Origin of the sequence: Xanthomonas massiliensis (assembly GCF_900018785.1) — a bacterium.
In the GTDB taxonomy this organism is placed as follows: domain Bacteria; phylum Pseudomonadota; class Gammaproteobacteria; order Xanthomonadales; family Xanthomonadaceae; genus Xanthomonas_B; species Xanthomonas_B massiliensis.
Genome location: NZ_FCOY01000006.1, coordinates 1356799 through 1378567 on the forward strand (window position 1 = coordinate 1356799; position 21769 = coordinate 1378567).

A 21769-nucleotide genomic window follows, 5' to 3' on the forward strand; every position below is an offset into this window, starting at 1 on the left:
GGGCGCCTGTCATATCATGGAATCGTGATCGCCCGCATCCTCATCGCCCTGCTGCGCCTGTACAAGCGCTTCGTCAGTCCGCTGCTGGGCCCGCGCTGCCGCTTCGAGCCCAGCTGCTCGACCTATGCGATGACCGCAATCGCCCGCTTCGGCGTGTTGCGCGGCGGCTGGCTGGCCGTGCGCCGCCTGGGCCGCTGCCACCCCCTGCACCCGGGCGGATACGACCCGGTGCCCGATCCGGACGCGCCCACTCCCCACCGTTGCCGAGGAACCCACTGAATGGCCTCCACCCTGATCACCAATGCCCGCCTGGTCAACGAAGGCCGCGAGTTCGACGCCGACCTGCGCTTCGAGGACGGGCTCATCACCGTCATCGGCGCGCAGCTGGCGGCCCGCCCCGGCGAAACCGTGGTGGACGCGGCCGGCCGCTGGCTGCTGCCGGGCATGGTCGACGACCAGGTGCACTTCCGCGAACCGGGCATGACCTACAAGGGCGACATCGCCACCGAGTCGGCCGCGGCCGTGGCCGGCGGCACCACCACCTTCATGGATATGCCCAACACCCGCCCGCCGACCCTGAACGCGGCCGCGCTGCAGGCCAAGTACGACAGCGCCGCCGGCCGCGCCTGGGCCAACCACGGCTTCTACATGGGGGCCAGCAACGACAACCTGGAGGACATCCGCCGCATCGACCCGCTGACCACGCCGGGGGTGAAGGTGTTCATGGGCGCCTCCACCGGCAACATGCTGGTGGACGATCCGGACACGCTGGACGCGATCTTCCGCGAAGCGCCCACGCCGATCATCACCCATTGCGAGGACACGCCGATGATCGACGCCAACCTGGCCGCGTTCAAGGCCCGGTACGGCGAGGACGGGCTGACCCCGGCCATGCACCCGCTGATCCGCTCGCGCGAGGCCTGCCTGAAGTCCTCCACCCTCGCGGTGGGGCTGGCCCGCAAGCACGGCACCCGCCTGCACGTGCTGCACGTGTCCACCGCCGACGAGCTGGCGCTGTTCGAGCGCGGCCCGCTGGTGGACGCGGCCGGCAAGGTGCGCAAGCGCATCACCGCCGAGACCTGCATCCACTTCCTGCGCTTCGACAGCCGCGATTACGCGCGCCTGGGCAACCTGATCAAGTGCAATCCGGCGATCAAGGACCCGGCCGACCGCGAGGCGCTGACCCGCGCCCTGGTCGAGGACGTGCTCGACGTGCTGGCCACCGACCACGCCCCGCACACCTGGGAAGAGAAGCAGAAGCCGTACGCGCAGGCCCCGTCCGGCCTGCCGCTGACCCAGTACGCGCTGGTCGCGGCGCTGGAGCTGGTGCACGAGGGCAAGCTCGCGCGCGCCGACGTGGTGCGCAAGTTCGCCCATGCCCCGGCGCAGCTGTTCGACGTGCACGGCCGCGGATTCCTGCGCGAGGGCTATGCCGCCGACCTGGTGCTGGTGGAGGACACGCCGTTCACCGTGCGCAGGCAGGACATCCTGTCCAAGTGCGGCTGGTCGCCGTTCGAAGGCACCTCCTTCCGTTCGCGCGTGGCCTCGACCTGGGTCAACGGCCAGCTGGTCTGGAACGGCACCGAATTGGTCGGCACGCCGGCCGGGCGCCGCCTGGCCTTCGACCGTTGATGCGGTACCTCCGTTCCGGCCCCTGGCGCGTGGCCGCGTTCGCGGTACTGCTGCTGGCGCTGCCGTGCCTGGCGCCCGCGCAGGCGCCGGAAAGCGCCCGCGTCGTCGTCTTCCCTGACCACGTTTCGCAGGGCGCGATGGTGATCGGCAAGGTCCCGCCAGGCAGCCGGGTGGACTATGCCGGCCGGACCCTGCGGGTCAGCGACTACGGCACCGTGGTGTTCGGGGTCGGCCGCGACGAGGCCGGGCCGCTGCAGGTCCAGGTGGTGCGGCCCGACGGCCGGCGGGAGACGGAAGCCATCGCCGTCACCCCGCGCGACTGGCCGGTCGAGCGCGTCGACGGCGTGCCGCCCAGGACCGTCAATCCCCCGCCGGCGATCGCCGCTCGCATCGCGCGCGAGCAAGCGCAGGTGACCGCGGCGCGCGCCCGCGACGATGCCCGCACCGATTTCGCCCAACCGTTCGTCTGGCCGGTGACCGGCCGGATCAGCGGCCGCTTCGGCAATGCCCGCGTGTACAACGGCCAGGCCGCCGGCGCCGGGCATTCGGGCATGGATATCGCCGTGCCGACCGGCACCCCGGTCAAGGCGCCGGCGGCCGGCGTGGTCACCTTCGCCGCGCCGGACCTGTACCTGACCGGCGGCACGCTCCTGCTCGACCACGGCTACGGCATCAGCTCCAACTTCCTGCACCTGTCGCGGCTGGACGTGAAGCCCGGGGACCGGGTCGAACAGGGCCAGGTGATCGGCGCGGTCGGCGCCACCGGGCGCGCGACCGGCCCGCACCTGCACTGGGGCATGAACTGGTTCGACGTACGCATCGATCCGCTGCTGGTGCTGCAACGCGGGCAGCAGTAGCCGGTTGCGCACGGCGCGCTGCGTCGCACCGCAGCGATGGCAGGACGCCGGCATGCCGGAGGGTTCGGACGCAGCGCGACCGGCAGCGGCAGGGCTTCCCGGTTCCTGCCGCCACCGGCATGGGCGTGTGCGGACATACCCTGGCGAGGTCGGCTCCCGACACCGCAGGGGCTGGCGGCAATGGACGGCCGATCGTTCCGCGTCGACCCGCTTCGACCGGAACGGAAACGGTACCGGCGGTCGTTGCCGGAGAGGCCGCCACGGTCCCCGGGCAAGACCGTGCGTCGCCCGGCCGGCCGCACTCGAGCCCGGAGCGGGCGCGCGCCCCCTGCCCTGGCCGCTCCTGCCCCGCCCTGCGGCCGTGCCGCAGCCATGGACCTGCATTCAAAAGCGGCCGGCATGGCCGGGAGCGGGCCGGGAGCGGGCCGGCTTCGGCCGCCTTGCTGCCCGGTGCCACCGCCGTGGCCTTCGCCCTTCGCCCTGCCGACGAAGGCCCGCGATTCAGTCGCCGCCGCTGGCCGCGCGCCAGCTGTGCCAGACCAGTTGCAGCGCCGGCGCCGGCAGCGGTTGGCCGGCCTGCTGGCGCTTGAGCCGCAAACGCGCCAGGCGCGACCAGATCCGGTGTGGCCGGGCTAGTGCCGGCTTGGCCGGCCACTGGCGCAGCAGCTGCGCGCGCCACTGCTGCGCATCGAGGCCGGCCGGCGGGGCCTCGCTGCCGGCGTCGGCGCGTGCGGCCAGCCATTGCACCGCCAGGACCCGCGGCGCGGCCGGTGCCGTGCGCTGGAACAGCACCGCCTCGACCGCGGCCTGGGCGCGGGCGAAATCCTCCAGGCCCGCCAGCGCCGCGTCCAGCGATGCCGGCACTTCGCGCGCGGCCTGGATCGCCGGCAGGGTCTCGGCCAGCTGCCGCCACGGTGCCTCGAACGGCTCCAGCCCGCGCCCCAGCGGATGGCGCGAGCGGCGCGCCGACCAGTCGCGCAATTCCTGCTGCCACCAGGCCAGCTTGGCGTCGGCCGGCAGCGGATCGCCGGTGACGTTCATGATGTCCTCCAGCTCCTGCAGCAGCGCGAACCAGGCCAGCGTCGTGGCGCGCTGGCCCGAAGGCACGAAGCCTTCGGCCAGCTGCCATTCCGGCCAGCGACTGCGCCATTTGTCCAGGAAACTGTCGAGCGCGTCGCTCATGCCGGCGTCGTTCCGTCCCGTGCGTCGTCGCCCCGGACCGGACGCGGCCAGTGCGCCGGCACCCGCAACGCGTATGCGTCGGCCGCCAGCGCATCGGCGTGCCAGGCATGCGGATCGTCGCCCGGCGGGCGGTAGCCCCACAACGCGGCCACGGTCGCCATGCCGGCCGCGCGGCCGGCGACGATGTCGCGTTCGTCGTCGCCCACGTAGGTGCAGGCCGGCGCGGCGAACCCCATGCGCTGCGCCGCCACCAGCAGCGGCAACGGATGCGGCTTGCGCTCGGCCAGCGTGTCGCCGCCGATCAGCACCGCGCAGCGTCCCTCCCAGCCCTGCTGCGGCAGCACCTTGCGCGCCAGGTACTCGGGCTTGTTGGTGACGATGCCCCAGCGCGTGCCGGCCGCGTCGAACGCCGCCAGCAGCTCGGCCACGCCCGGGAACAGCCGGGCGTGGGTGCCGACGATGCCTTCGTAGCGGTCCAGGAACTCGGGCACGTGCGCCTCGCGCCCGGCCGCGTCCAGCTCCGGCAGGGCCACGCCGATCATCGCGCGCGCCCCCTTGGACACCACCGGTCGCAGCTGGGCGAGGGTCAGCGGCGGCCGGCCGCGCGCAGCCAGCATGGCGTTGGCGGTGACCAGCATGTCCGGCGCGCTGTCCAGCAGGGTGCCGTCCAGGTCGAACAGCACGGCCGGCGGGAAGCCTGCCCGGGCGGCGGGGACATCCGGGGCGGAGGTCACGGCGGCGGGCCCCGGCGCCTGCGGTCCGGCATCGCGCGCGGTGTTCACGGCTTCGCCGCGCAGGCCAGGTAGTTGACGTCGGTGCGCGTGGACAGCCGCGCGGCGTTGCGCCACGGCTCGTAGGCCATGCCGCTGACGTCCTCCAGCTGCAGGCCGGCCTGGCGCAGCCAGCCAGCCAGCTCGGCCGGCTTGATGAAGTCCTGGTAGTGGTGGGTGCCGCGCGGCAGCAGCCGCGCCACGTACTCGGCACCGACGATGGCCAGCGCGAACGCGGCCGGGGTGCGGTTGACCGTGGACAGGAACAGGCGCCCGCCCGGCCGCAGCAGGCGCGCGCAGGCCTGCACGATGGCCGCCGGGTCGGGCACGTGCTCGAGCATCTCCATGCAGGTGACCACGTCGAATCCGGCCGGCCGGGCGTCGGCCAGCGCCTCCACCGATTCGAGCCGGTAATCGATCTCCAGCCCGGATTCGAGCCGGTGCAGGCGCGCGACCTCGATCAGTTCCTCGCCCAGGTCGATGCCGGTGACCTGGGCGCCCTCGCGCGCCAGCGCCTCGCTGAGCAGGCCGCCGCCGCAGCCCACGTCCAGCACCCGCGCGCCGGCCAGCGGGACGCGCGCGGCGATATAGCGCAGGCGCACCGGGTTGAGCGCGTGCAGCGGCTTCTGCGGGCCTTCCGGATCCCACCAGCGGCTGGCCAGTGCGGCGAACTTGTCCAGCTCGTCCTGGCGGAAATTGGTACCGCGGGAGGCGGAAGGGGCGTTCATGGGGCAAATCTCCGGAAGGACGGTGGCGCGCTCAGTCGGCGTGCAGGGTACGGATGCGGTGGCGCCACTGGCGGGCGTTGGCGACGATCGCCGCCACGTCCATGTCCACCAGCTCGCGCCGGCGCAGCTTCGGGCGCCCGGCGATCCACACGTCGCTCACGTGCTGGCGGCCGACGGCGTAGGCCAGCTGCGAGAGCACGTGGTGCAGCGGCTGGGTTTCCAGCGCCGACAGGTCCACCACCACCAGGTCGGCCTGCTTGCCCGGCTCGATCGAGCCGATGCGCTCGCCCATGCCCAGCGCGCGCGCGCCGCCCAGGGTGGCCGCGCGCAGCGTGGTGGCCGCGTCCAGCGCGGTGGCATCGCGCGCCACCGCCTTGGCCAGCAGCGCGGCGGTACGCAGTTCGCCGAACATGTCCAGGTCGTTGTTGCTGGCGCAGCCGTCGGTGCCGATGGCCAGGTTGACCCCGGCCCGCGCCAGCGCGCAGGCCGGGCAGAAGCCGGAGGCCAGCTTGAGGTTGGATTCCGGGCAATGGACCACGCTGACCCCGTGCTCGGCGCACAGCGCGATCTCGCCCTCGGTGAGCTGGGTCATGTGCACCGCGATCAGGCGGTCGTTGACCAGGCCCAGGCGCTGCAGGCGCGCCAGCGGGCGCTGGCCGTGGTCGCGCAGCGAGTCGTGAACTTCCTGTTCGGTCTCGTGGGTATGCAGGTGCACCGGCACCTCGAGCTGGTCGGACAGCATCCGCACCCGCTCGAAGTTGGCATCGCTGACCGTGTACGGCGCGTGCGGCGCGAACGCGGTGTCGATCAGCGGATCGTCGCGCCACTGGTCGTGCAGCTCGGCGGCGCGGGCGAAGTACTCGTCGTCGCTCCTGGCCCAGGCGGTGGGGAAGTCGATGATCGCCGCGCCCACCAGCGCGCGGAACCCGTGCTTCTTGTAGACCGCGGCCTGCACGTCGGCGAAGAAGTAGTTCTCGTTGGCGCAGGTGGTGCCGCCGCGCAGCATCTCGGCGATGGCCAGGGTAGTGCCGTCGGCGACGAACTCCGGGCCGATCACCGCGGCCTCCACCGGCCAGATGTGCTCGCGCAGCCAGGTCATCAGCGGCAGGTCGTCGGCGACGCCGCGCAGCAGGGTCATCGGGTTGTGGGTATGGGCGTTGACCAGGCCGGGGATCAGCACCCCGTCCGGCCGCGCCACGGTCTCGCGCGGGGCGAAGCGCGCGCGCGCCTCGGCCACCGGCAGCAGCGCCACGATCACACCGTCGCGCACGGCCACGGCATGGTCCTCCAGCACCACGCCGTGCGGCTCGATCGGCACGACGTGGCCGGCCTCGATCAGCAGGTCGCAGTCTTCTTTCCGTACCGTGTCGTTCATGCAGCGGGTTCCGGTTGCGTGCGACGCAGACACAGCCGCCGCGCAACGATATTCAGGGGAAGGATCAGGGCGAACATGAAACCGCCCATCTGCATGGGCAGCACGAACGCCAGCGGGATGCCCGCGGCGAACACCAGCAGCGGCACCATGCCGCGCAGCAGCAGCCAGCGCACCTGCGTGGCCCCGAGCTTCGCGCGCAGGTTCTCCTGCCGCACCGCGACCCACCGGGTCAGCACGTTGAACAGGGCGATGCCGGCGAGCACGAAACTGTAGAAGGCAAAGCGCCCGGGACTGTGCCCGTTGAACGCTTCCGAATACAGGCGCGTGGCAAACGGCATCAGCGCGACGAACATCAGCTGGAACACGGTGCACCAGACCAGCTTCGGCGTGGCGCGGGCGATGTGCTTCCAGGTCAGCATGTGCCCGACCCAGAACAGCGCGCACACCAGGAAACTCACCAGGTAGGCGATGAACACCGAAACGGTCTCGCCCCATGCCAGGTTCTCGCCGACCCGGGCGATCAGTTCCTCCGACGGGGTCTTCAGCTCGACCGCGAGCAGGGTCATGGCGATGGCGAAGACCGCATCGCTGAAGAACACGACGCGGTCGTGAGGAAACAGTTCCGGCCCCGCACCCGCCTCGTCGGCATGCCCTGTCATTGCAGATCCTCGATCGGCACCGCAAACCCCGGAACTGGATCCCCGCCCTGGCGGGGATGGCGATTGGTCGAGGCCGCGCCGCTGGCACGGCCCGCATTCCCGGCCGGCTGGCCGGTCACTTGACCCGGCTGACGTACTCGCCGGAGCGGGTATCGACCTTGATCACCTCGTCCTGGCCGACGAACAGCGGCACGCGCACCACCGCACCGGTCTCCAGGGTAGCCGGCTTGCCGCCGCCGCCGGAGGTATCGCCGCGCACGCCCGGGTCGGTCTCCACGATCTTCAGCTCGACGAAGTTCGGCGGCTGCACCGAGATCGGGGTGCCGTTCCACAGGGTCACCACGCAGTCCTCCTCGCCCTTGAGCCACTTCTCGGCACCGGCCATGCCGGCCTTGTCGGCCTGCACCTGCTCGAAGGTCTCCTGCTGCATGAAGTGCCAGTACTCGCCGTCGCTGTACAGGTACTGCATGTCGGTATCGACCACGTCGGCGGCCTCCACCGAGTCGGTGGACTTCATGGTGACTTCCTGCACGCGGCCGGACTTGATCAGGCGGTAGCGCACGCGGGTGAAGGCCTGGCCCTTGCCCGGCTTGACGTAGTCGGTCTCGGTGATGATCGCGGGTTCGCCGTTGACCAGGATCTTCATCCCGTTCTTGACGTCGTTCATGCCGTAAGTGGCCATGTGCAGCTCCTCGGGTGGGACTCGGGCCGCCGCGGGTCGGCGGCCGGACGGATACAATAGGGAAGCCCGCCATACCGGCGGGCGCTCGTTTTCTGACCGCCTATGATAACCGCAGCCCCCGCTTCCCTCCACGCGCCCTCGCCCGTTTCCGCCCCCGGCGGCGGCGCTGCGGCGCGCTGGCAGCAGCTGTGGCGCGAGGCGATCCGCGATCCGCGCGAACTGCTGCGCATGCTGGGCCTGGAGGCGGCCGCCGCGCGGCTGAGCGAGGCCGCCGCCGCGCAGTTCGCGCTGCGGGTGCCGGCCGGGTTCGCCGCGCGCATGCGCCGCGGCGACCTGCACGACCCGCTGCTGCGCCAGGTGCTGCCGATCGACGCGGAGATGCGCATCGTGCCCGGCTTCGCCCTGGACGCGGTCGGCGACGGCGCGGCGAAGAAGGCCACCGGCGTCATCCAGAAATACCGCGGCCGCGCCCTGCTGGTGGCCACCGGCAGCTGCGCGGTGCATTGCCGCTACTGCTTCCGCCGCCACTTCCCCTACGCCGAGGAGACCGCCGCGCGCGACGGCTGGCGCGAGGCGGTGGCGGCCATCGCCGACGACCCGGGCATCGAGGAAGTGCTGCTCTCCGGCGGCGATCCGCTGTCGCTGGCCACCTCCAAGCTGGCCGAGCTGACCGACGCGCTGCGCGCCATCCCGCACGTCCGGCGCCTGCGCATCCACAGCCGCCTGCCGGTGGTGCTGCCCGAGCGGGTCGACCGGCCGCTGCTGGACTGGCTGTCCGCCCTGCCCTGGCCGGTGGCCGTGGTGATCCATGCCAACCACGCCAACGAGTTCGACCCATCGGTCGATGCCGCCCTGGCCGCGTTGCGCGGGGCCGGCGCACACCTGCTCAACCAGGCCGTGCTGCTGCGCGGGGTCAACGATTCGGTCGATGCGCTGGCGGCGCTGAGCGAGCGCGGCTTCGCCGCCGGGGTGCTGCCCTACTACCTGCACCAGCTCGACCGGGTGCAGGGCGTGGCCCATTTCGAGGTGGACGATGCCCGCGCCCGCGCCCTGCACGCCGCCCTGGCCGCGCGCCTGTCCGGCTACCTGGTGCCGCGGCTGGTGCGCGAGATCGCCGGCGATACCGGCAAGCGCCCGCTGTAGCGACGGGCCGGCGGGACCGCGCCCGGTCCCGGCGTGGCGGGCCGTCCCGGTCAGGCCTGCAGCAGCTGGACCAGGCCGGGGCCGCTCAGCGGCCGGCTGAACAGGTAGCCCTGGCCGTAGTCGCAGCCGCGCGCCTCCAGCAGCGCCAGCTGCGACTCCAGTTCGATGCCCTCGGCCACCACCGTGATCCCCAGCGCGTGGCTCATCGAGATGATGGCGCTGGTCAGCGCCAGGTCGTCCGGGTCGCGCTGCAGGTCGGCCACGAAGCTCTTGTCGATCTTGACGCCGTCCACCGGCACCTGGCGCAGCTGGTTCAGGCCGGAGAAACCGGTGCCGAAGTCGTCCAGCCAGACCTTGATGCCGAGCCGGCCCAGGCGCGCCATCAGGCTGGCGGCCTGGATCTCGTCGCCGGCGATGGCGGTCTCGGTCAGTTCCAGGTGCAGCCGCGCCGGCGCCAGCCCGGAATGCGCCAGCGCCGCCTCGACGCGCTTGTCCAGCGCCAGGTCGCGCAACTGGCGCGGGGAGATGTTCACCGACAGGAACGGCGCCCGGCCGTCGCGCTGCGGCCAGCGCTGGGCCTCCTCGCAGGCGGCCACCAGCACGGCCGGGCCGATCGCCTCGATCAGGCCGGTCTGCTCGGCGATCTCGATGAACACCGCCGGGGCGATGGTGCCCATCGCCGGATGGTCCCAGCGCATCAGCGCCTCGGCGCCGACGATCCGCCGCGACGGCAGCGCCACGATCGGCTGGTAGACCAGGTGGATCTCGCCGCGCTCCCAGGCCCCGCGCAGCTCGCGCTCCAGCCGCGCCCGGCGCTCGACCGCCTGCTCCATCGCCCGGCTGTAGAAGCGGTAGCAGTTCTTGCCGGCCAGCTTGGCCTGGTACATGGCGATGTCGCCGTTCTTGAGCAGGGTACTGGCGTCGCGGCCATCGTCCGGGAACAGGGTGATGCCCAGCGAGATGCCGATGAACACCTCGCGCGAGAGCACCAGCATCGGCCGGCGCAGCTCGGCGATGATGCGGTTGGCCACGTGCGCGGCGCGCGCGGCGATGTCCTCGCCCTGGACCAGTACCACGAATTCGTCGCCGCCGAAGCGCGCCATCACCGCATCCGGGCCCACCACCTCGCCCAGCACCGTGGTCACCCGCGCCACGAATTGCAGCAGCGCCGCATCGCCGGCCTCGTGGCCGAGGCTGTCGTTGATGCGCTTGAAATCGTCGATGTCGGCGAACAGCAGCGCCTGCGCCACGCGACCGTGGTGCAGGCGCTGTTCGAGCACCTCGTGGAAGGCCAGGCGGTTGGCCAGCCCGGTCAACGCATCGGTGTAGGCCATGCGCCGCACCTCGCGGTCGTGCCGGGCCACCGAGCGGCTCATGCGCACGAACGCCTGCGCCAGCTCGCCGACCTCGTCGCGGTTGCGCACCTCCGGGACCTCGACCTCGTAGCGGCCGGTCTCGATGTCGCGCGCGGCCCGGGACAGCGAGCGGATCGGCCGCACCACCGTGCGCTGCAGGTAGACCGCCGCGACCACGCCGCTGAATGCCAGCAGCGCCAGCAGCACCGCCACCAGGTCCAGGTGGCGGCGCCCGGTCTCGGCCAGGCGCGAGCCCAGCCTGCGGTTCGCGTCGGCTTCCAGCGCGCGCACGCGCTGCAGCGACATGCCCACGCGCACCACGCCGATGCGTTCGCGCCCGATCATGATCGGTTCGTCCGCTTCCAGCAGGTCGCGGGTCTGCTGCACCGCCGGCGCCATCGCCGCGGCCGCACGCGCGGCCAGCGGGTCCGGCGGCGGCTGGCCGTAGCCGGCGATCTCGCGCGAGCCGTCGTGGACCAGCCGGCCCTGCGGGTCCAGCACCTCCACGTAGCCGACCACCGACTGCCGCCGGGTATTGGCCAGCAACGTGCCGATGGCGTCCATGTCCATGTAGTACAGCGGGTTGGCCAGGTCCTGGGCCAGGCTGTGGGCGAGCGTCTCGGCACGGCTGCGCACGCTGCGCTCGTACAGGTCGCGCAGCACGGTGTCGCCCATCGACACCATCTCGCGCTGCATCGCCGCCTGGCGGGTCAGCAGCAACGCCACCACGCCCATGAACAGCAGCGCGGCGATGCCGATGGCGATCAGGAAGCGGGCCTGCAGGCCCAGGCGCGGCACGCTCATTCCACGCTCCTGCGCACCTGGGCGAAACCGGCGCGCAGGCGTTCGAGCTGGCGCTCGGACTGCGGATCGACCCGGTAGAAACCGGAGGTATGGAAGAACTGGCGCAGCGCCGGGCGCGCGGCCGGGTCGCCGGCGGCCTGCAGCAGCACCTCCTGCAGGCGCCGGCGCACGCGCTCGTCCAAGTCGCCGCGGACCAGCTCGACCGCGCGCGGGAACGCCTCGCTGCGGTGGATCACCCGCAGGTCGTGCGCGAATGCCTCGGGCACCACGTCGTTGCGGGTGAACTCCACGTCGTTGAGCGCACCGGCGTCGGCCAGGCCCTTGTGCACGTAGGCGGCCACCGACGGGCCGGTGCGCGCGAACACATAGCCCACCGAGTCGGGCGATGCGGTATCGCGCGGGGAAAGCAGCAGCTCCGGATGCAGCCGCGACTGCAGCAACGCCATCAGCGGCAGCAGGTAGGAACTGGTGGACTGGGCGTTCTGCAGCGCGATGGTGCGCCCGCGCAGGTCCTGCAGGTCGCGCACCGGGCTGTCCTTGCGCACGAAGATCAGCGAGCGGTAGTCGCGCACCCCGTCGCGCTCGGTCAGCAGCAGCACCCGCGCATGGCAGCGGCCGGCCAGGTCCATGGCGGTGCCGGAAGTCTCGGTGAGCCAGTCCACGCGGCCGCGGCGCAGGTAGCTGGCCATCTGCTGGGCATCGCGCGCCATCAGGATGCGCCCGCGGGTGATGCCGACGTCGTGCATGTGCGCGACCACGTAGTCCAGCAGCGGCCGCAGCTGCTCGTAGTGCGCGCGCGGATCGTCGCTGATCCGGCCGAGCACCAGCACCGAGGCATCGAGCTCCTCGGCCGGCGCCGCGGGCGGGCGCGCGGCGACGGCGCACGGGACGAGCATCCCGCCTGCCAGCAGCGCCAGACCCAACGCCACCAGGCGAGCACGCCAACCGGACAATCCGCACCCCCGTTCAGGAACCGTTGAAGACTAGCCCAAAGGCCGCCGCGTGGACAGCGGCCGCGCTCACCGCCGGGCCGGCGACGCCAACCCGGCCATGCGCTGCGCATCGGCGAGTATGCCGCGCAGCAGCCGCACCTCCTGTTCGGTCAGCGCCGCCTTCAGGAACAGGCGGCGCAGCTTGCGCATCGCCGACTCCGGCGCGCGTCCCTTGTGGAAGTCGATGTCCTCCAGGGTCTGGCCGAGCTGTTCGAACAGTCCCTCGAGCTGGCCGTGGTCGGCCGGGCCCTCGCGCAGGCCCGGCACCGGCGCCGGCGCCTCGTTGCCGGCCAGGTACGCCATGCGCACTTCGTAGGCCAGCACCTGCACCGCCGCGGCCAGGTTGAGCGAACTGAACGCCGGGTCGGAGGGGATGTGCACCGCTAGGTGGCACAGCTGCAGTTCCTCGTTGGTCAGGCCGGTACGCTCGCGACCGAAGACGAAGGCCACTTCGCTGCCTTCGGCCACGGCCTGCAGCGCGCGCGCGGCCGCGGCCGGCGGCTGCAGCTCCTCCAGCGCCACGCGCCGCGCCCGCGCCGTGCAGCCCAGCACCAGGTGGCAATCGGCCACCGCCTCGGCCAGGCCGGCCACCACGGGCGCCTGCTCCAGCACGTCCTCGGCGCCGGCCGAACGGCGATAGGCCACCTCGTCCAGCGCCTTCTCCGGCGCCACCAGCACCATCCGCGACAGCCCCATGGTCTTCATCGCGCGCGCGGCCGCGCCGATGTTGCCGGGATGCTGGGTACCGACCAGGACGAAACGGATATGCGGGGCGGCGGACATGGCAAGGTTCGGAACGGAAAGCGGCAGATGGTAAACTGTGCGGCCGGCCATTGCCGCCGGTCCGCTCTTTTCCACTCCAAGTCCATTTCCGCCTTCACGGGAGCCGTTCGCCATGCAGAAACCCGCCGTCAACGTCATGGTCAAGGCCGCCCGTCTCGCCGGCAACGTCCTGTTGCGCAACATCAACAAGCTCGATTCGCTGAACGTGGTGCAGAAGGGCCGCATGGACTATGCCAGCGAGGTGGACGCGGACGCGGAGAAGACCGCGATCAAGGAACTCAAGCGCGCCTACCCCGGCTACGGGGTGTTCGGCGAGGAGAGCGGCGCCCAGGGCGGCGGCCGCTACATGTGGGTGATCGACCCGCTCGACGGCACCAGCAACTACCTGCGCGGCTTTCCCCACTACTGCGTGTCCATCGCCCTGGTCGACAACGGCGAGCCGACCGACGCGGTGATCTTCGATCCGCTGCGCAACGAGCTGTTCACCGCCAGCAAGGGTTCCGGCGCCGCGCTCAACGAGCGCCGCATCCGCGTGGCCGAGCGCAAGGACCTGGCCGGGGCGATGGTGCACACCGGCTTCGCCCCGCGCGAGCGCGCCCGCGCCAGCGCCCAGCTCAAGTGCGTGGACGCCCTGCTGACCCAGGCCGAGGACATCCGCCGCACCGGCTCGGCCGCGCTCGACCTGGCCTATGTCGCCTGCGGCCGCGCCGACGCCTATTTCGAGGCCGGGGTGAAGGCCTGGGACATCGCCGCCGGCGTGCTGCTGGTGCGCGAGGCCGGCGGCCGCGTGTGCGACTACACCGGCGCCACGCCGGCGCGCATGGACGACCGCGGCCCGGATTCGCGCCAGGTGGTGGCCGGCAACATCAAGGTCTGCGACGCGCTGCAGAAGGTGATCGTCAACAGCGGCTATGCCAAGGCCTTCGAGGCCACCTGAGACGGCAGGCCAGAACTGCGGCGGTTCGCGGCGCGACGGCGCGTTCGCAGGCGCCGCGGCAAAGCCCTTCTTGAATGCGCGGAACCGCCATCCTGCCTCGCTTCCGGGTACGGACAGCGAGGGCCGCGCGCCGCCGGCCGGGGAACCCTGGCCGCGACCGCGCAAGCGATAGCCGGGCGACCTTCCTCGCCCCTGGTCGGAATAGCCGGACCTCGGCTCTTCCGGCCGCCATCCGCCAGTCCCTTCCCGCGACGTGCGACGCCATCGCGGCTTGACCGCAGGCGGCGCCGGCGCGGAAAATATCTCTATATCGCGATACGGAGATATCGATGGACCTGGAAGACTGGTCGAGCCGGCTCAAGGTGTTCGCCGACGCCACCCGCGTGCGCCTGCTGGCGCTGCTGGAGCAGGAGGAACTCACCGTGGCCGAACTGTCGGCCGTGACCCGCCTGGCCCAGCCGCGCGTCTCCACCCACCTGGCCCGGCTCAAGGAGGCCGGGCTGGTCCGCGACCGCCGCGCCGGCGTGTCGGCCTACTACCGCTTCGACGAGGCCACGCTCGACCCGGCGCAGCGCGCGCTCTGGCACGCGTTGAGCACCGGCAGCGACGACCCGCTGCTGCGCCAGGACGCCGAGCGCCTGCCCGGCGTGCTGGCGATGCGTGCGGCCGACCAGAACTGGGCCGATACCGTCGCCGGCGACATGGAACGGCACTACTCGCCGGGGCGCACCTGGGAAGCGCTGGCGCGCACCGCGCTGCCGCTGCTGGAAACCGGCGACGTACTGGACATCGCCTCCGGCGACGGCGTGCTGGCCGAGTTGCTGGCCCCGCATGCGCACCGCTACATCTGCATCGACACCAGCGCGCGCGTGGTCGCCGCCGCCGGCGAGCGCCTGCGCAAGCTGAAGAACGTGGAGGTGCGCGAGGGCGACATGCATGCCCTGCCCTTCGCCGACGCCAGTTTCGACCTGGTGGTGCTGATGCATGCGCTGACCTACGCCAGCAAGCCGGCACAGGCGGTGGCCGAGGCCGCGCGCGTGCTGCGCCCCGGCGGCCGCCTGCTGCTGTGCAGCCTGGCCCGGCACGAGCACAAGAGCGCGGTGGAAGCCTACGGCCACGTCAACCTCGGCTTTTCCGGCAAGGAGCTGTGCCGGTTCGTGGAGAAGGCCGGCCTGCAGGTCTCGAGCCTGGAGACCGTCACCCGCGAGAAGCGGCCGCCGCATTTCGAGGTCATCTCGCTGATAGGCCACAAGCCATGAACGCGCACGATCCGCAGGCCCGCCCCGCCGCGGGCACCGCCCGGCCCCTGCCCTGGCTGCACCCGCAGCGCGCACGCGCGCTGCTGCAGGACCTGTCCGAACGCATCCTGGTACTGGACGGGGCGATGGGCACGATGATCCAGCGCCACGGGCTGGAGGAGGCCGACTACCGCGGCGAGCGCTTCGCCGGCGGTTTCGACGCGGCACAGGCGGCCCCGCCGGCGGTCGCGGCGCCGGCGTCACCGGCCCCGGCCGGCCACGTGCACGGCGCCGGCTGCGACCACGCCGCCCCGCAGGGCCACGATCTCAAGGGCAACAACGACCTGCTGCTGCTGACCCGGCCGGACGTCATCGCCGGCATCCACCGCGCCTACCTGGAGGCCGGCGCCGACCTGGTGGAGACCAACACCTTCAACGCCACCGCGGTCAGCCAGGCCGACTACCACCTGCAGCACCTGGTGTACGAGCTCAACAAGGCCGGCGCGCAGGTGGCGCGGCAGGCGTGCGAGGCGGTCGAGGCGACCACGCCCGGCAAGCCGCGCTTCGTCATCGGCGTGCTCGGCCCGACCAGCCGCACCGCCTCGATCAGCCCGGATGTCAACGACCCGGGGTTCCGCAACACCAGCTTCGACGAACTGCGCGCCACCTATGCCGAGGCCGTGGACGGCCTGATCGACGGCGGCGCCGACACGCTGATGGTCGAGACCATCTTCGACACGCTCAACGCCAAGGCGGCGCTGTTCGCCATCGAGGACGTGTTCGAGCGCCGCGGCGGGCGCCTGCCGGTGATGATCTCCGGCACGATCACCGATGCCTCCGGCCGCACCCTGTCCGGGCAGACCGCCGAGGCGTTCTGGACCTCGCTGGCGCACGCGCGGCCGCTGTCGATCGGCCTGAACTGCGCGCTCGGCGCCAAGGACCTGCGCCCGCACATCGAGACCCTGGCGCGGGTGGCCGACGCCTACGTCAGCGCCCATCCGAACGCGGGCCTGCCCAACGCCTTCGGCGGCTACGACGAGACCCCGGAGGACATGGCCGAGGTGCTGCGCGAGTTCGCCGAATCGGGCCTGCTCAACATCGTCGGCGGCTGCTGCGGCACCACCCCGGACCACATCCGCGCCATCGCCGCGGCAGTGGCCGGCATCGCGCCGCGCCGGCCGGCCGGCTCACGGAAACTCGCCGCATGAGCGCCACGCCCCGCCCCACCCGCCTGTCCGGCCTGGAACCGCTGGTCATCACCCCGGACCTGCTGTTCGTCAACATCGGCGAGCGCACCAACGTCACCGGCAGCGCGAAGTTCCGCAAGCTGATCAAGGAGGAACGCTACGACGAGGCGGTGGAGGTCGCGCGCCAGCAGGTGGACAGCGGCGCGCAGATCCTCGACGTCAACATGGACGAGGGCCTGATCGACTCGGAGAAGGCGATGGTCCGGTTCCTCAACCTGATCGCCTCCGAGCCGGACATCGCCCGCATCCCGGTGATGGTGGATTCGTCCAAGTGGAGCGTGATCGAGGCCGGGCTGAAGTGCCTGCAGGGCAAGGGCGTGGTCAACTCGATCTCGCTCAAGGAAGGCGAGGCGGCATTCGTCGAACACGCGCGCAAGGTGCTGCGCTACGGCGCCGCGGCGGTGGTGATGGCCTTCGACGAGCAGGGCCAGGCCGATACCCGCGACCGCAAGGTCGAGATCTGCACCCGCGCCTACCGCATCCTCACCGAGCAGGTCGGCTTCCCGCCGGAAGACATCATCTTCGACCCCAACATCTTCGCCGTGGCCACCGGCATCGAGGAGCACGACAACTACGCGGTGGACTTCATCGAGGCCACCCGCACCATCAAGGCCACGCTGCCGCACTGCCACGTCTCCGGCGGCGTGTCCAACGTCAGCTTCTCCTTCCGCGGCAACGAGCCGGTACGCGCGGCGATCCACTCGGTGTTCCTGTACCACGCCATCGCCGCGGGCATGGACATGGGCATCGTCAACGCCGGCGCGCTGCCGATCTACGACCAGCTCGACCCGGAGCTGCGCGAGCGGGTGGAGGACGTGGTCCTCAACCGCCGCAAGGACGCGACCGAGCGCCTGCTGGAGATCGCCGAGCGCTACAAGGGCGCCAAGGGCGAGAAGAAGACCGAGGACCTGGCCTGGCGCCACAAGCCGGTGGACGAGCGCCTGGCCTACGCGCTGGTGCACGGCATCGACGCCTTCGTCGAGGAAGACACCGAGGCCGCGCGGCAGCAGAGCACGCGGCCGCTGGACGTGATCGAGGGCCCGCTGATGGCGGGCATGAACGTGGTCGGCGACCTGTTCGGCGCCGGCAAGATGTTCCTGCCGCAGGTGGTCAAGTCGGCGCGGGTGATGAAGAAGGCGGTGGCCTACCTGCTGCCCTACATCGAGGCCGAGAAGCTGCGCACCGGCGACGCCGGCCGGAACAACGGCACCATCGTCATGGCCACGGTCAAGGGCGACGTGCACGACATCGGCAAGAACATCGTCGGCGTGGTGCTGGCCTGCAACAACTTCGAGGTCGTGGACCTGGGGGTGATGGTGCCGGCCCAGGTCATCCTCGACAAGGCGCGCGAGGTCGACGCCGACATCATCGGCCTGTCCGGACTGATCACCCCGTCGCTGGAGGAGATGAGCCATGTCGCGCGCGAGCTGGAACGGCAGAAGTTCGACATCCCGCTGATGATCGGCGGCGCCACCACCTCGCGCGCGCACACCGCGCTGAAGATCGACCCGCACTACCACGCCCCGACGGTCTGGGTGAAGGACGCCTCGCGCGCGGTCGGCGTGGCCCAGTCGCTGATCTCGGCCGACCTGCGCGGCACGTTCGTGGCCGCCAACGAGGCCGACTACGCCGAGATCCGCAAGCGCCACGCCAACCGTGGCGACGCCAAGCGGCTGGTGTCGCTGGAGAAGGCGCGCGCCCAGGCCTTCGACGGCGGCTGGGCCGGCTACGTGCCGCCGGTGCCGAAGCAGCCGGGCCTGCACGTGTTCGAGGACTGGCCGCTGGCCGACCTGGTGCCGCTCATCGACTGGTCGCCGTTCTTCAACGCCTGGGAGCTGGCCGGCAAGTACCCGGCGATCCTCGACGACGAGGTGGTCGGTACCCAGGCGCGCGAGCTGTACCGCGACGCGCGCGCGATGCTGGAGACGATCGTCGCGCAGAAGTGGCTGACCGCCCGGGCCGTGTTCGGCCTGTGGCCGGCCCACGCCACGGGCGACGACGTGGTGCTGCAGGGCGGGGACGGCCCGGCCACCCTGCACTTCCTGCGCCAGCAGGTGGACAAGCCCGCCGACCGACCGGACTTCTGCCTGGCCGACTTCGTCGCGCCGCAGGATTCCGGGCGGCAGGACTGGATCGGCGCGTTCGCGGTCACCGCCGGCATCGGCATCGACGCGCACGTGGCCCGCTTCGAGGCCGCGCAGGACGACTACAACGCGATCCTGCTCAAGTCGCTGGCCGACCGCCTGGCCGAGGCGCTGGCCGAGCGCCTGCACCAGCGCGTGCGCACCGAGTTCTGGGGCTACGCCGGCGACGAGCGGCTCGACAACGAGGCCCTGATCGGAGAGAAGTACCGCGGCATCCGCCCCGCCCCCGGCTACCCGGCCTGCCCGGAGCACAGCGAGAAGGCCACGCTGTTCCGCCTGCTCGATGCCGAACGCAACGCCGGCATGCAGCTCACCGAGAGCTACGCCATGCTGCCCACCGCGGCGGTGTGCGGCTACTACTTCAGCCACCCGGGCAGCCAGTACTTCGTGGTCGGGCGGGTGTCCAGGGAGCAGGTCGCCGACTACGCCAGGCGCAAGGGCGTGTCCCTGGCCCAGGCCGAGCGCTGGCTGGCCTCGAACCTGGACTACGACCCCGAGTGAACCGCCCGTCCGCTTCCGTGGCCCGCGCCGCCGTGCCGCAGGCCGATCCCGCGCATGCCGGCCGCCACAGCGGGCTGGACAACGCGCAGGGCATGCTGTTCGGCATCGTGATGACCGCCTTCGGCCTGTCGATGCTGAAGGCGGCCGGGCTGATCACCGGCCAGTTCGCCGGCCTGGCGCTGCTGCTGTCGCAGGTGAACGGCTGGCCGGTGGGCACGCTGTTCCTCGTCCTGAACCTGCCCAGCTACCTGTTCGCGCTGCGCTACCGCGGCTGGCGCTTCACCCTGAAGACCCTGGTCGCGGTGGCCGGCGTGTCCGCGCTGGCGCAGTGGGCCCCGCACTGGATCGCCTACGACCACCTCGATCCGCGCGTGGCCGCCATCGTCGGCGGCTTCGCCCAGGGCGTGGGCCTGATCGCGTTGTTCCGCCACGGCGCCAGCTGCGGCGGCATCGGCATCATCGCCCTGCAGGTGCAGGAACGCACCGGTTTCCGCGCCGGCTGGGTGCAGCTGGCCTTCGACCTGGGCCTGTTCGCCGTGGCTGCATGCCTGCTCGATCCGCGCACGGTGATGCTGTCGCTGCTCGGCGCGGCCGTGCTCAACCTGGCCATCGCGCTGAACCACCGCCGCGACTGGTATGTCGCGCAATGACGATCCGGGCCCGGCGGTGAGCGCGGCCGTCCGCGCGGTGCCTGCTGCGCGCCTGTCCGCGTTCTACCTGGCCTACTACGCCGCGCTCGGTGCGTTCACCCCGTACTGGAGCCTGTTCCTGCAGGCGCGCGGCCTGCCGGTGGCGACCATCAGCGTGCTGATGAGCCTGTGGTATGCCACCCGCATGGTGGCGCCGAGCACCTGGACCACGCTGGCGGCGCGCTCGCCGACGCCGATCCGCTGGCTGTGGCTCGGCTGCGGCCTGACCCTGGCCAGCTTCGCCGCGTTCGTGCTGCCGCTCGGCACCGCCGGGCTGTTCGCGGCGATGACCGCGTTCTGCTTCTTCTACAACGCGGTGATGCCGCAGTTCGAGTCGATCACGCTCTCGCACCTGCGCGGCGACAGCGCCCGCTACGGGCTGATCCGGGTATGGGGCTCGATCGGCTTCATCGTCGTGGTCGCGCTGTACGGCGTGCTGATCGACCGGTTCGGCGCCGGCGCCCTGCCATGGCTGATGCTGCCGCTGTTCGCCGGCCTGCTCGCCGCGGCCTGGCTGAACCGCTACGCCGACGACCCCGGACTCCCGCCGGCCGCGCCGGGCGCCGCCGGCCGCGCCGACAGCCTGCGGCCGGTGCTGCGCCGGCCGCAGGTGCGCGCCTTCTTCCTCGCCGCGTTCCTGCTGCAGGTGTCGTTCGGCCCGTACTACACGTTCTTCTCGATCTACCTGGGCGAGCACGGCTATCCACCGAGCACCCAGGGCGTGCTGTGGAGCATCGGCGTGCTGGTCGAGATCGGCCTGTTCTTCGCCTCGCGGCCGCTGTTCCGGCGCTGGGGCGCGCGCCGGCTGATCGTGTTCTCGCTGGCCGTGACCGTGCTGCGCTGGTGGGCCACCGGCCTGTGGCCCGACTCGCCGGCGGTGCTGGCGCTGGCCCAGACCACGCACGCCTTCAGCTTCGCGGTGTTCTTCGCCGCGGCGATGCAGCTGCTGGCCGAATACTTCCCCGGCCGGCTCAACGGCCACGGCCAGGGCCTGTTCTACGGCGCCGCCTCCGGCACCGGCGGCGTGGCCGGCGCGCTGCTGGCCGGCCAGCTGTGGCGCTTCGGCGGGCAGGCCTCGTTCCTGGCGTCGGGCGTGCTCGCCCTGGCCGCCACCGTGATCGGGGCGATCTGGCTGTGGCCCCGGGCCGTCGCCGCTCCCGAAACGCCCATCCCGTCCTGAGCCGCCGAGCGCCAAGCCGCCCCTTCCCCGAATCCTTGCAAGGAGCCTCCATGCCCGCCTACTACCGCCCCGGCGAACGCCACCTGCAGGCCGACGGCAGCGTCGTCGCCCATTACCAGCCCGAACTGCCGGCGCAGGGCGCCTGGAACGCCCACGAGCAGCACATGGCGCCGGCCACCGGCGTGATCTGCGCCGAGCTGGAACGCTTCCAGCCGCGCGAGGACCTGCGCATCGGCCGGGTATGCCTGGACATCCTCGGGCTGATCCCGCTGGCCCCGTTCACCATCACCACGCGCCTGCTGCGGCCGGGCCGGACGATCGAACTGGTGGAGGCGACGATGGGCGCGCAGGGCCGGGCCTGCATCGTCGCGCGGGCGTGGCGGCTGCAGACCCGCGACACCTCGGCCATCGCCGCGATCGAAGATCCCGGCATCGACGGGCCGCAGGCCGTGGCCGACTGGTCGGGCATGCAGCAGTGGGCCGGCGGCTACATCCAGTCGCTGCGCTTCAGGGCCGACGCCGGGCGCCGCGCCGGCCGCGGCACGGTGTGGATGAGCAACGAGCTGGACATGGTCGAAGGCCGCCCGACCTCGGCGTTCGTGCGCCTGATGGGCATGGTGGACACCGCCAACGGCATCGTCCCGCGCGTGCCGCCGCGCGAGTGGGCATTTCCCAATCTCGACCTGAACATCGACCTGCTGCGCCTGCCCGAGGGCGCCTGGCTGGGCCTGCAGACCACCCAGCAGTACGGCGCGGACGGCATCGGCCTGACCACCTCGGTGCTGCACGACGAGCGCGGCCCGTTCGGGCGCAGCGCCCAGATCCTCACCCTGCGCCCGTTGGGCTGAGCGGGTGCGCCGTTCCCCGGCCG

20 protein-coding genes are annotated in these 21769 nt (G+C 72.0%); 11 read left to right on the plus strand and 9 right to left on the minus strand.

What is annotated here, in order from left to right:
• Positions 1–6: 6 nt before the first annotated feature.
• Genes yidD through BN3794_RS09065 form a run of 3 tightly spaced genes read left to right on the plus strand, consistent with a single transcriptional unit; the run spans position 7 to position 2489 of the window.
• A complete protein-coding gene (gene yidD, locus BN3794_RS09055) occupies positions 7–279 on the plus strand; it encodes a membrane protein insertion efficiency factor YidD (RefSeq protein ID WP_147675714.1) in 273 nt (90 codons plus the stop codon).
• Positions 280–1632 (plus strand): dihydroorotase, encoded by a 1353-nt coding sequence (locus BN3794_RS09060; RefSeq protein ID WP_066096309.1) that lies wholly within the window; start codon positions 280–282, stop codon positions 1630–1632.
• Complete coding sequence (locus BN3794_RS09065) at positions 1632–2489, plus strand: M23 family metallopeptidase (RefSeq protein ID WP_066096312.1); 858 nt, start codon at positions 1632–1634, stop codon at positions 2487–2489. Before BN3794_RS09060 ends, BN3794_RS09065 begins: the two co-directional genes overlap by 1 nt.
• A 501-nt stretch (positions 2490–2990) precedes the next feature.
• Here the strand turns inward: BN3794_RS09065 and BN3794_RS09070 are convergent.
• The 6 genes from BN3794_RS09070 to efp all read right to left on the minus strand — a co-directional run bounded on the left by BN3794_RS09070 (position 2991) and on the right by efp (position 7885).
• A complete protein-coding gene (locus tag BN3794_RS09070; protein ID WP_066096315.1) occupies positions 2991–3671 on the minus strand; it encodes an isoprenoid biosynthesis enzyme family protein in 681 nt (226 codons plus the stop codon).
• Positions 3668–4405, minus strand: coding sequence for a phosphoglycolate phosphatase (locus tag BN3794_RS09075; RefSeq protein WP_066097198.1), 738 nt, complete (start codon positions 4403–4405; stop codon positions 3668–3670). Before BN3794_RS09075 ends, BN3794_RS09070 begins: the two co-directional genes overlap by 4 nt.
• 44 nt (positions 4406–4449) lie before the next feature.
• The gene (gene ubiG / locus BN3794_RS09080; protein ID WP_066096318.1) at positions 4450–5169 is read right to left on the minus strand and encodes a bifunctional 2-polyprenyl-6-hydroxyphenol methylase/3-demethylubiquinol 3-O-methyltransferase UbiG; all 720 of its coding nucleotides are present in this window, start codon (positions 5167–5169) and stop codon (positions 4450–4452) included.
• Between the two features lie 31 nt (positions 5170–5200).
• Entirely contained in the window at positions 5201–6544 is a 1344-nt protein-coding gene (locus BN3794_RS09085; protein WP_066096322.1) for a TRZ/ATZ family hydrolase, read from the minus strand.
• Positions 6541–7203: a TMEM175 family protein gene (locus BN3794_RS09090; protein WP_078059669.1), complete on the minus strand. Its 663-nt coding sequence runs from the start codon at positions 7201–7203 to the stop codon at positions 6541–6543. The genes BN3794_RS09085 and BN3794_RS09090 overlap by 4 nt, the downstream gene beginning before the upstream one ends.
• A 115-nt stretch (positions 7204–7318) precedes the next feature.
• Positions 7319–7885, minus strand: coding sequence for an elongation factor P (efp, locus tag BN3794_RS09095; protein ID WP_066096327.1), 567 nt, complete (start codon positions 7883–7885; stop codon positions 7319–7321).
• A gap of 102 nt (positions 7886–7987) precedes the next feature.
• Here efp and epmB point away from each other — a divergent pair, with 102 nt between their 5' ends.
• The gene (epmB, locus tag BN3794_RS09100; protein WP_066096329.1) at positions 7988–9028 is read left to right on the plus strand and encodes an EF-P beta-lysylation protein EpmB; all 1041 of its coding nucleotides are present in this window, start codon (positions 7988–7990) and stop codon (positions 9026–9028) included.
• A 50-nt stretch (positions 9029–9078) separates the two neighbouring features.
• Here the strand turns inward: epmB and BN3794_RS09105 are convergent, their stop codons facing one another.
• The 3 genes from BN3794_RS09105 to BN3794_RS09115 all read right to left on the minus strand — a co-directional run bounded on the left by BN3794_RS09105 (position 9079) and on the right by BN3794_RS09115 (position 12962).
• The gene (locus BN3794_RS09105; RefSeq protein ID WP_066096332.1) at positions 9079–11187 is read right to left on the minus strand and encodes a putative bifunctional diguanylate cyclase/phosphodiesterase; all 2109 of its coding nucleotides are present in this window, start codon (positions 11185–11187) and stop codon (positions 9079–9081) included.
• Complete coding sequence (locus BN3794_RS09110) at positions 11184–12104, minus strand: phosphate/phosphite/phosphonate ABC transporter substrate-binding protein (RefSeq protein ID WP_425476713.1); 921 nt, start codon at positions 12102–12104, stop codon at positions 11184–11186. The genes BN3794_RS09105 and BN3794_RS09110 overlap by 4 nt, the downstream gene beginning before the upstream one ends.
• A 102-nt stretch (positions 12105–12206) precedes the next feature.
• Entirely contained in the window at positions 12207–12962 is a 756-nt protein-coding gene (locus BN3794_RS09115) for an RNA methyltransferase (protein WP_066096338.1), read from the minus strand.
• 112 nt (positions 12963–13074) lie between these two features.
• Here BN3794_RS09115 and BN3794_RS09120 point away from each other — a divergent pair, with 112 nt between their 5' ends.
• The 7 genes from BN3794_RS09120 (at position 13075) to BN3794_RS09150 (ending at position 21746) form a co-directional block, all read left to right on the plus strand.
• Positions 13075–13899, plus strand: coding sequence for an inositol monophosphatase family protein (locus tag BN3794_RS09120; RefSeq protein ID WP_066096340.1), 825 nt, complete (start codon positions 13075–13077; stop codon positions 13897–13899).
• Positions 13900–14228: 329 nt separating this feature from the next.
• Complete coding sequence (locus BN3794_RS09125; protein WP_066096343.1) at positions 14229–15158, plus strand: ArsR/SmtB family transcription factor; 930 nt, start codon at positions 14229–14231, stop codon at positions 15156–15158.
• Entirely contained in the window at positions 15155–16345 is a 1191-nt protein-coding gene (locus BN3794_RS09130; protein WP_066096346.1) for a homocysteine S-methyltransferase family protein, read from the plus strand. The genes BN3794_RS09125 and BN3794_RS09130 overlap by 4 nt, the downstream gene beginning before the upstream one ends.
• Complete coding sequence (gene metH, locus BN3794_RS09135; RefSeq protein ID WP_066096348.1) at positions 16342–19029, plus strand: methionine synthase; 2688 nt, start codon at positions 16342–16344, stop codon at positions 19027–19029. The genes BN3794_RS09130 and metH overlap by 4 nt, the downstream gene beginning before the upstream one ends.
• On the plus strand, positions 19026–19679 hold the full coding sequence (locus BN3794_RS09140; RefSeq protein WP_201455264.1) for a YitT family protein: 654 nt from the start codon (positions 19026–19028) through the stop codon (positions 19677–19679). The genes metH and BN3794_RS09140 overlap by 4 nt, the downstream gene beginning before the upstream one ends.
• Before the next feature lie 16 nt (positions 19680–19695).
• Positions 19696–20898 carry an MFS transporter gene (locus tag BN3794_RS09145; protein ID WP_066097202.1) on the plus strand — a complete coding sequence of 401 codons (1203 nt, stop codon included), beginning with the start codon at positions 19696–19698 and terminating at the stop codon, positions 20896–20898.
• Positions 20899–20948: 50 nt separating this feature from the next.
• Positions 20949–21746 carry a thioesterase family protein gene (locus tag BN3794_RS09150; protein ID WP_066096353.1) on the plus strand — a complete coding sequence of 266 codons (798 nt, stop codon included), beginning with the start codon at positions 20949–20951 and terminating at the stop codon, positions 21744–21746.
• Positions 21747–21769 lie beyond the last annotated feature (23 nt).

What these genes read in the sequence shown, in the direction of transcription:
- BN3794_RS09060 (WP_066096309.1), top strand. Translation starts at nt 280, where the DNA reads ATGGCCTCCACCCTGATCACCAATGCCCGCCTGGTCAACGAAGGCCGC.
- BN3794_RS09065 (WP_066096312.1), top strand. Translation starts at nt 1,632, where the DNA reads ATGCGGTACCTCCGTTCCGGCCCCTGGCGCGTGGCCGCGTTCGCGGTA.
- BN3794_RS09070 (WP_066096315.1), bottom strand. Translation starts at nt 3,671, where the DNA reads ATGAGCGACGCGCTCGACAGTTTCCTGGACAAATGGCGCAGTCGCTGG.
- ubiG (WP_066096318.1), bottom strand. Translation starts at nt 5,169, where the DNA reads ATGAACGCCCCTTCCGCCTCCCGCGGTACCAATTTCCGCCAGGACGAG.
- BN3794_RS09085 (WP_066096322.1), bottom strand. Translation starts at nt 6,544, where the DNA reads ATGAACGACACGGTACGGAAAGAAGACTGCGACCTGCTGATCGAGGCC.
- BN3794_RS09090 (WP_078059669.1), bottom strand. Translation starts at nt 7,203, where the DNA reads ATGACAGGGCATGCCGACGAGGCGGGTGCGGGGCCGGAACTGTTTCCT.
- efp (WP_066096327.1), bottom strand. Translation starts at nt 7,885, where the DNA reads ATGGCCACTTACGGCATGAACGACGTCAAGAACGGGATGAAGATCCTG.
- epmB (WP_066096329.1), top strand. Translation starts at nt 7,988, where the DNA reads ATGATAACCGCAGCCCCCGCTTCCCTCCACGCGCCCTCGCCCGTTTCC.
- BN3794_RS09105 (WP_066096332.1), bottom strand. Translation starts at nt 11,187, where the DNA reads ATGAGCGTGCCGCGCCTGGGCCTGCAGGCCCGCTTCCTGATCGCCATC.
- BN3794_RS09115 (WP_066096338.1), bottom strand. Translation starts at nt 12,962, where the DNA reads ATGTCCGCCGCCCCGCATATCCGTTTCGTCCTGGTCGGTACCCAGCAT.
- BN3794_RS09120 (WP_066096340.1), top strand. Translation starts at nt 13,075, where the DNA reads ATGCAGAAACCCGCCGTCAACGTCATGGTCAAGGCCGCCCGTCTCGCC.
- BN3794_RS09125 (WP_066096343.1), top strand. Translation starts at nt 14,229, where the DNA reads ATGGACCTGGAAGACTGGTCGAGCCGGCTCAAGGTGTTCGCCGACGCC.
- BN3794_RS09130 (WP_066096346.1), top strand. Translation starts at nt 15,155, where the DNA reads ATGAACGCGCACGATCCGCAGGCCCGCCCCGCCGCGGGCACCGCCCGG.
- metH (WP_066096348.1), top strand. Translation starts at nt 16,342, where the DNA reads ATGAGCGCCACGCCCCGCCCCACCCGCCTGTCCGGCCTGGAACCGCTG.
- BN3794_RS09150 (WP_066096353.1), top strand. Translation starts at nt 20,949, where the DNA reads ATGCCCGCCTACTACCGCCCCGGCGAACGCCACCTGCAGGCCGACGGC.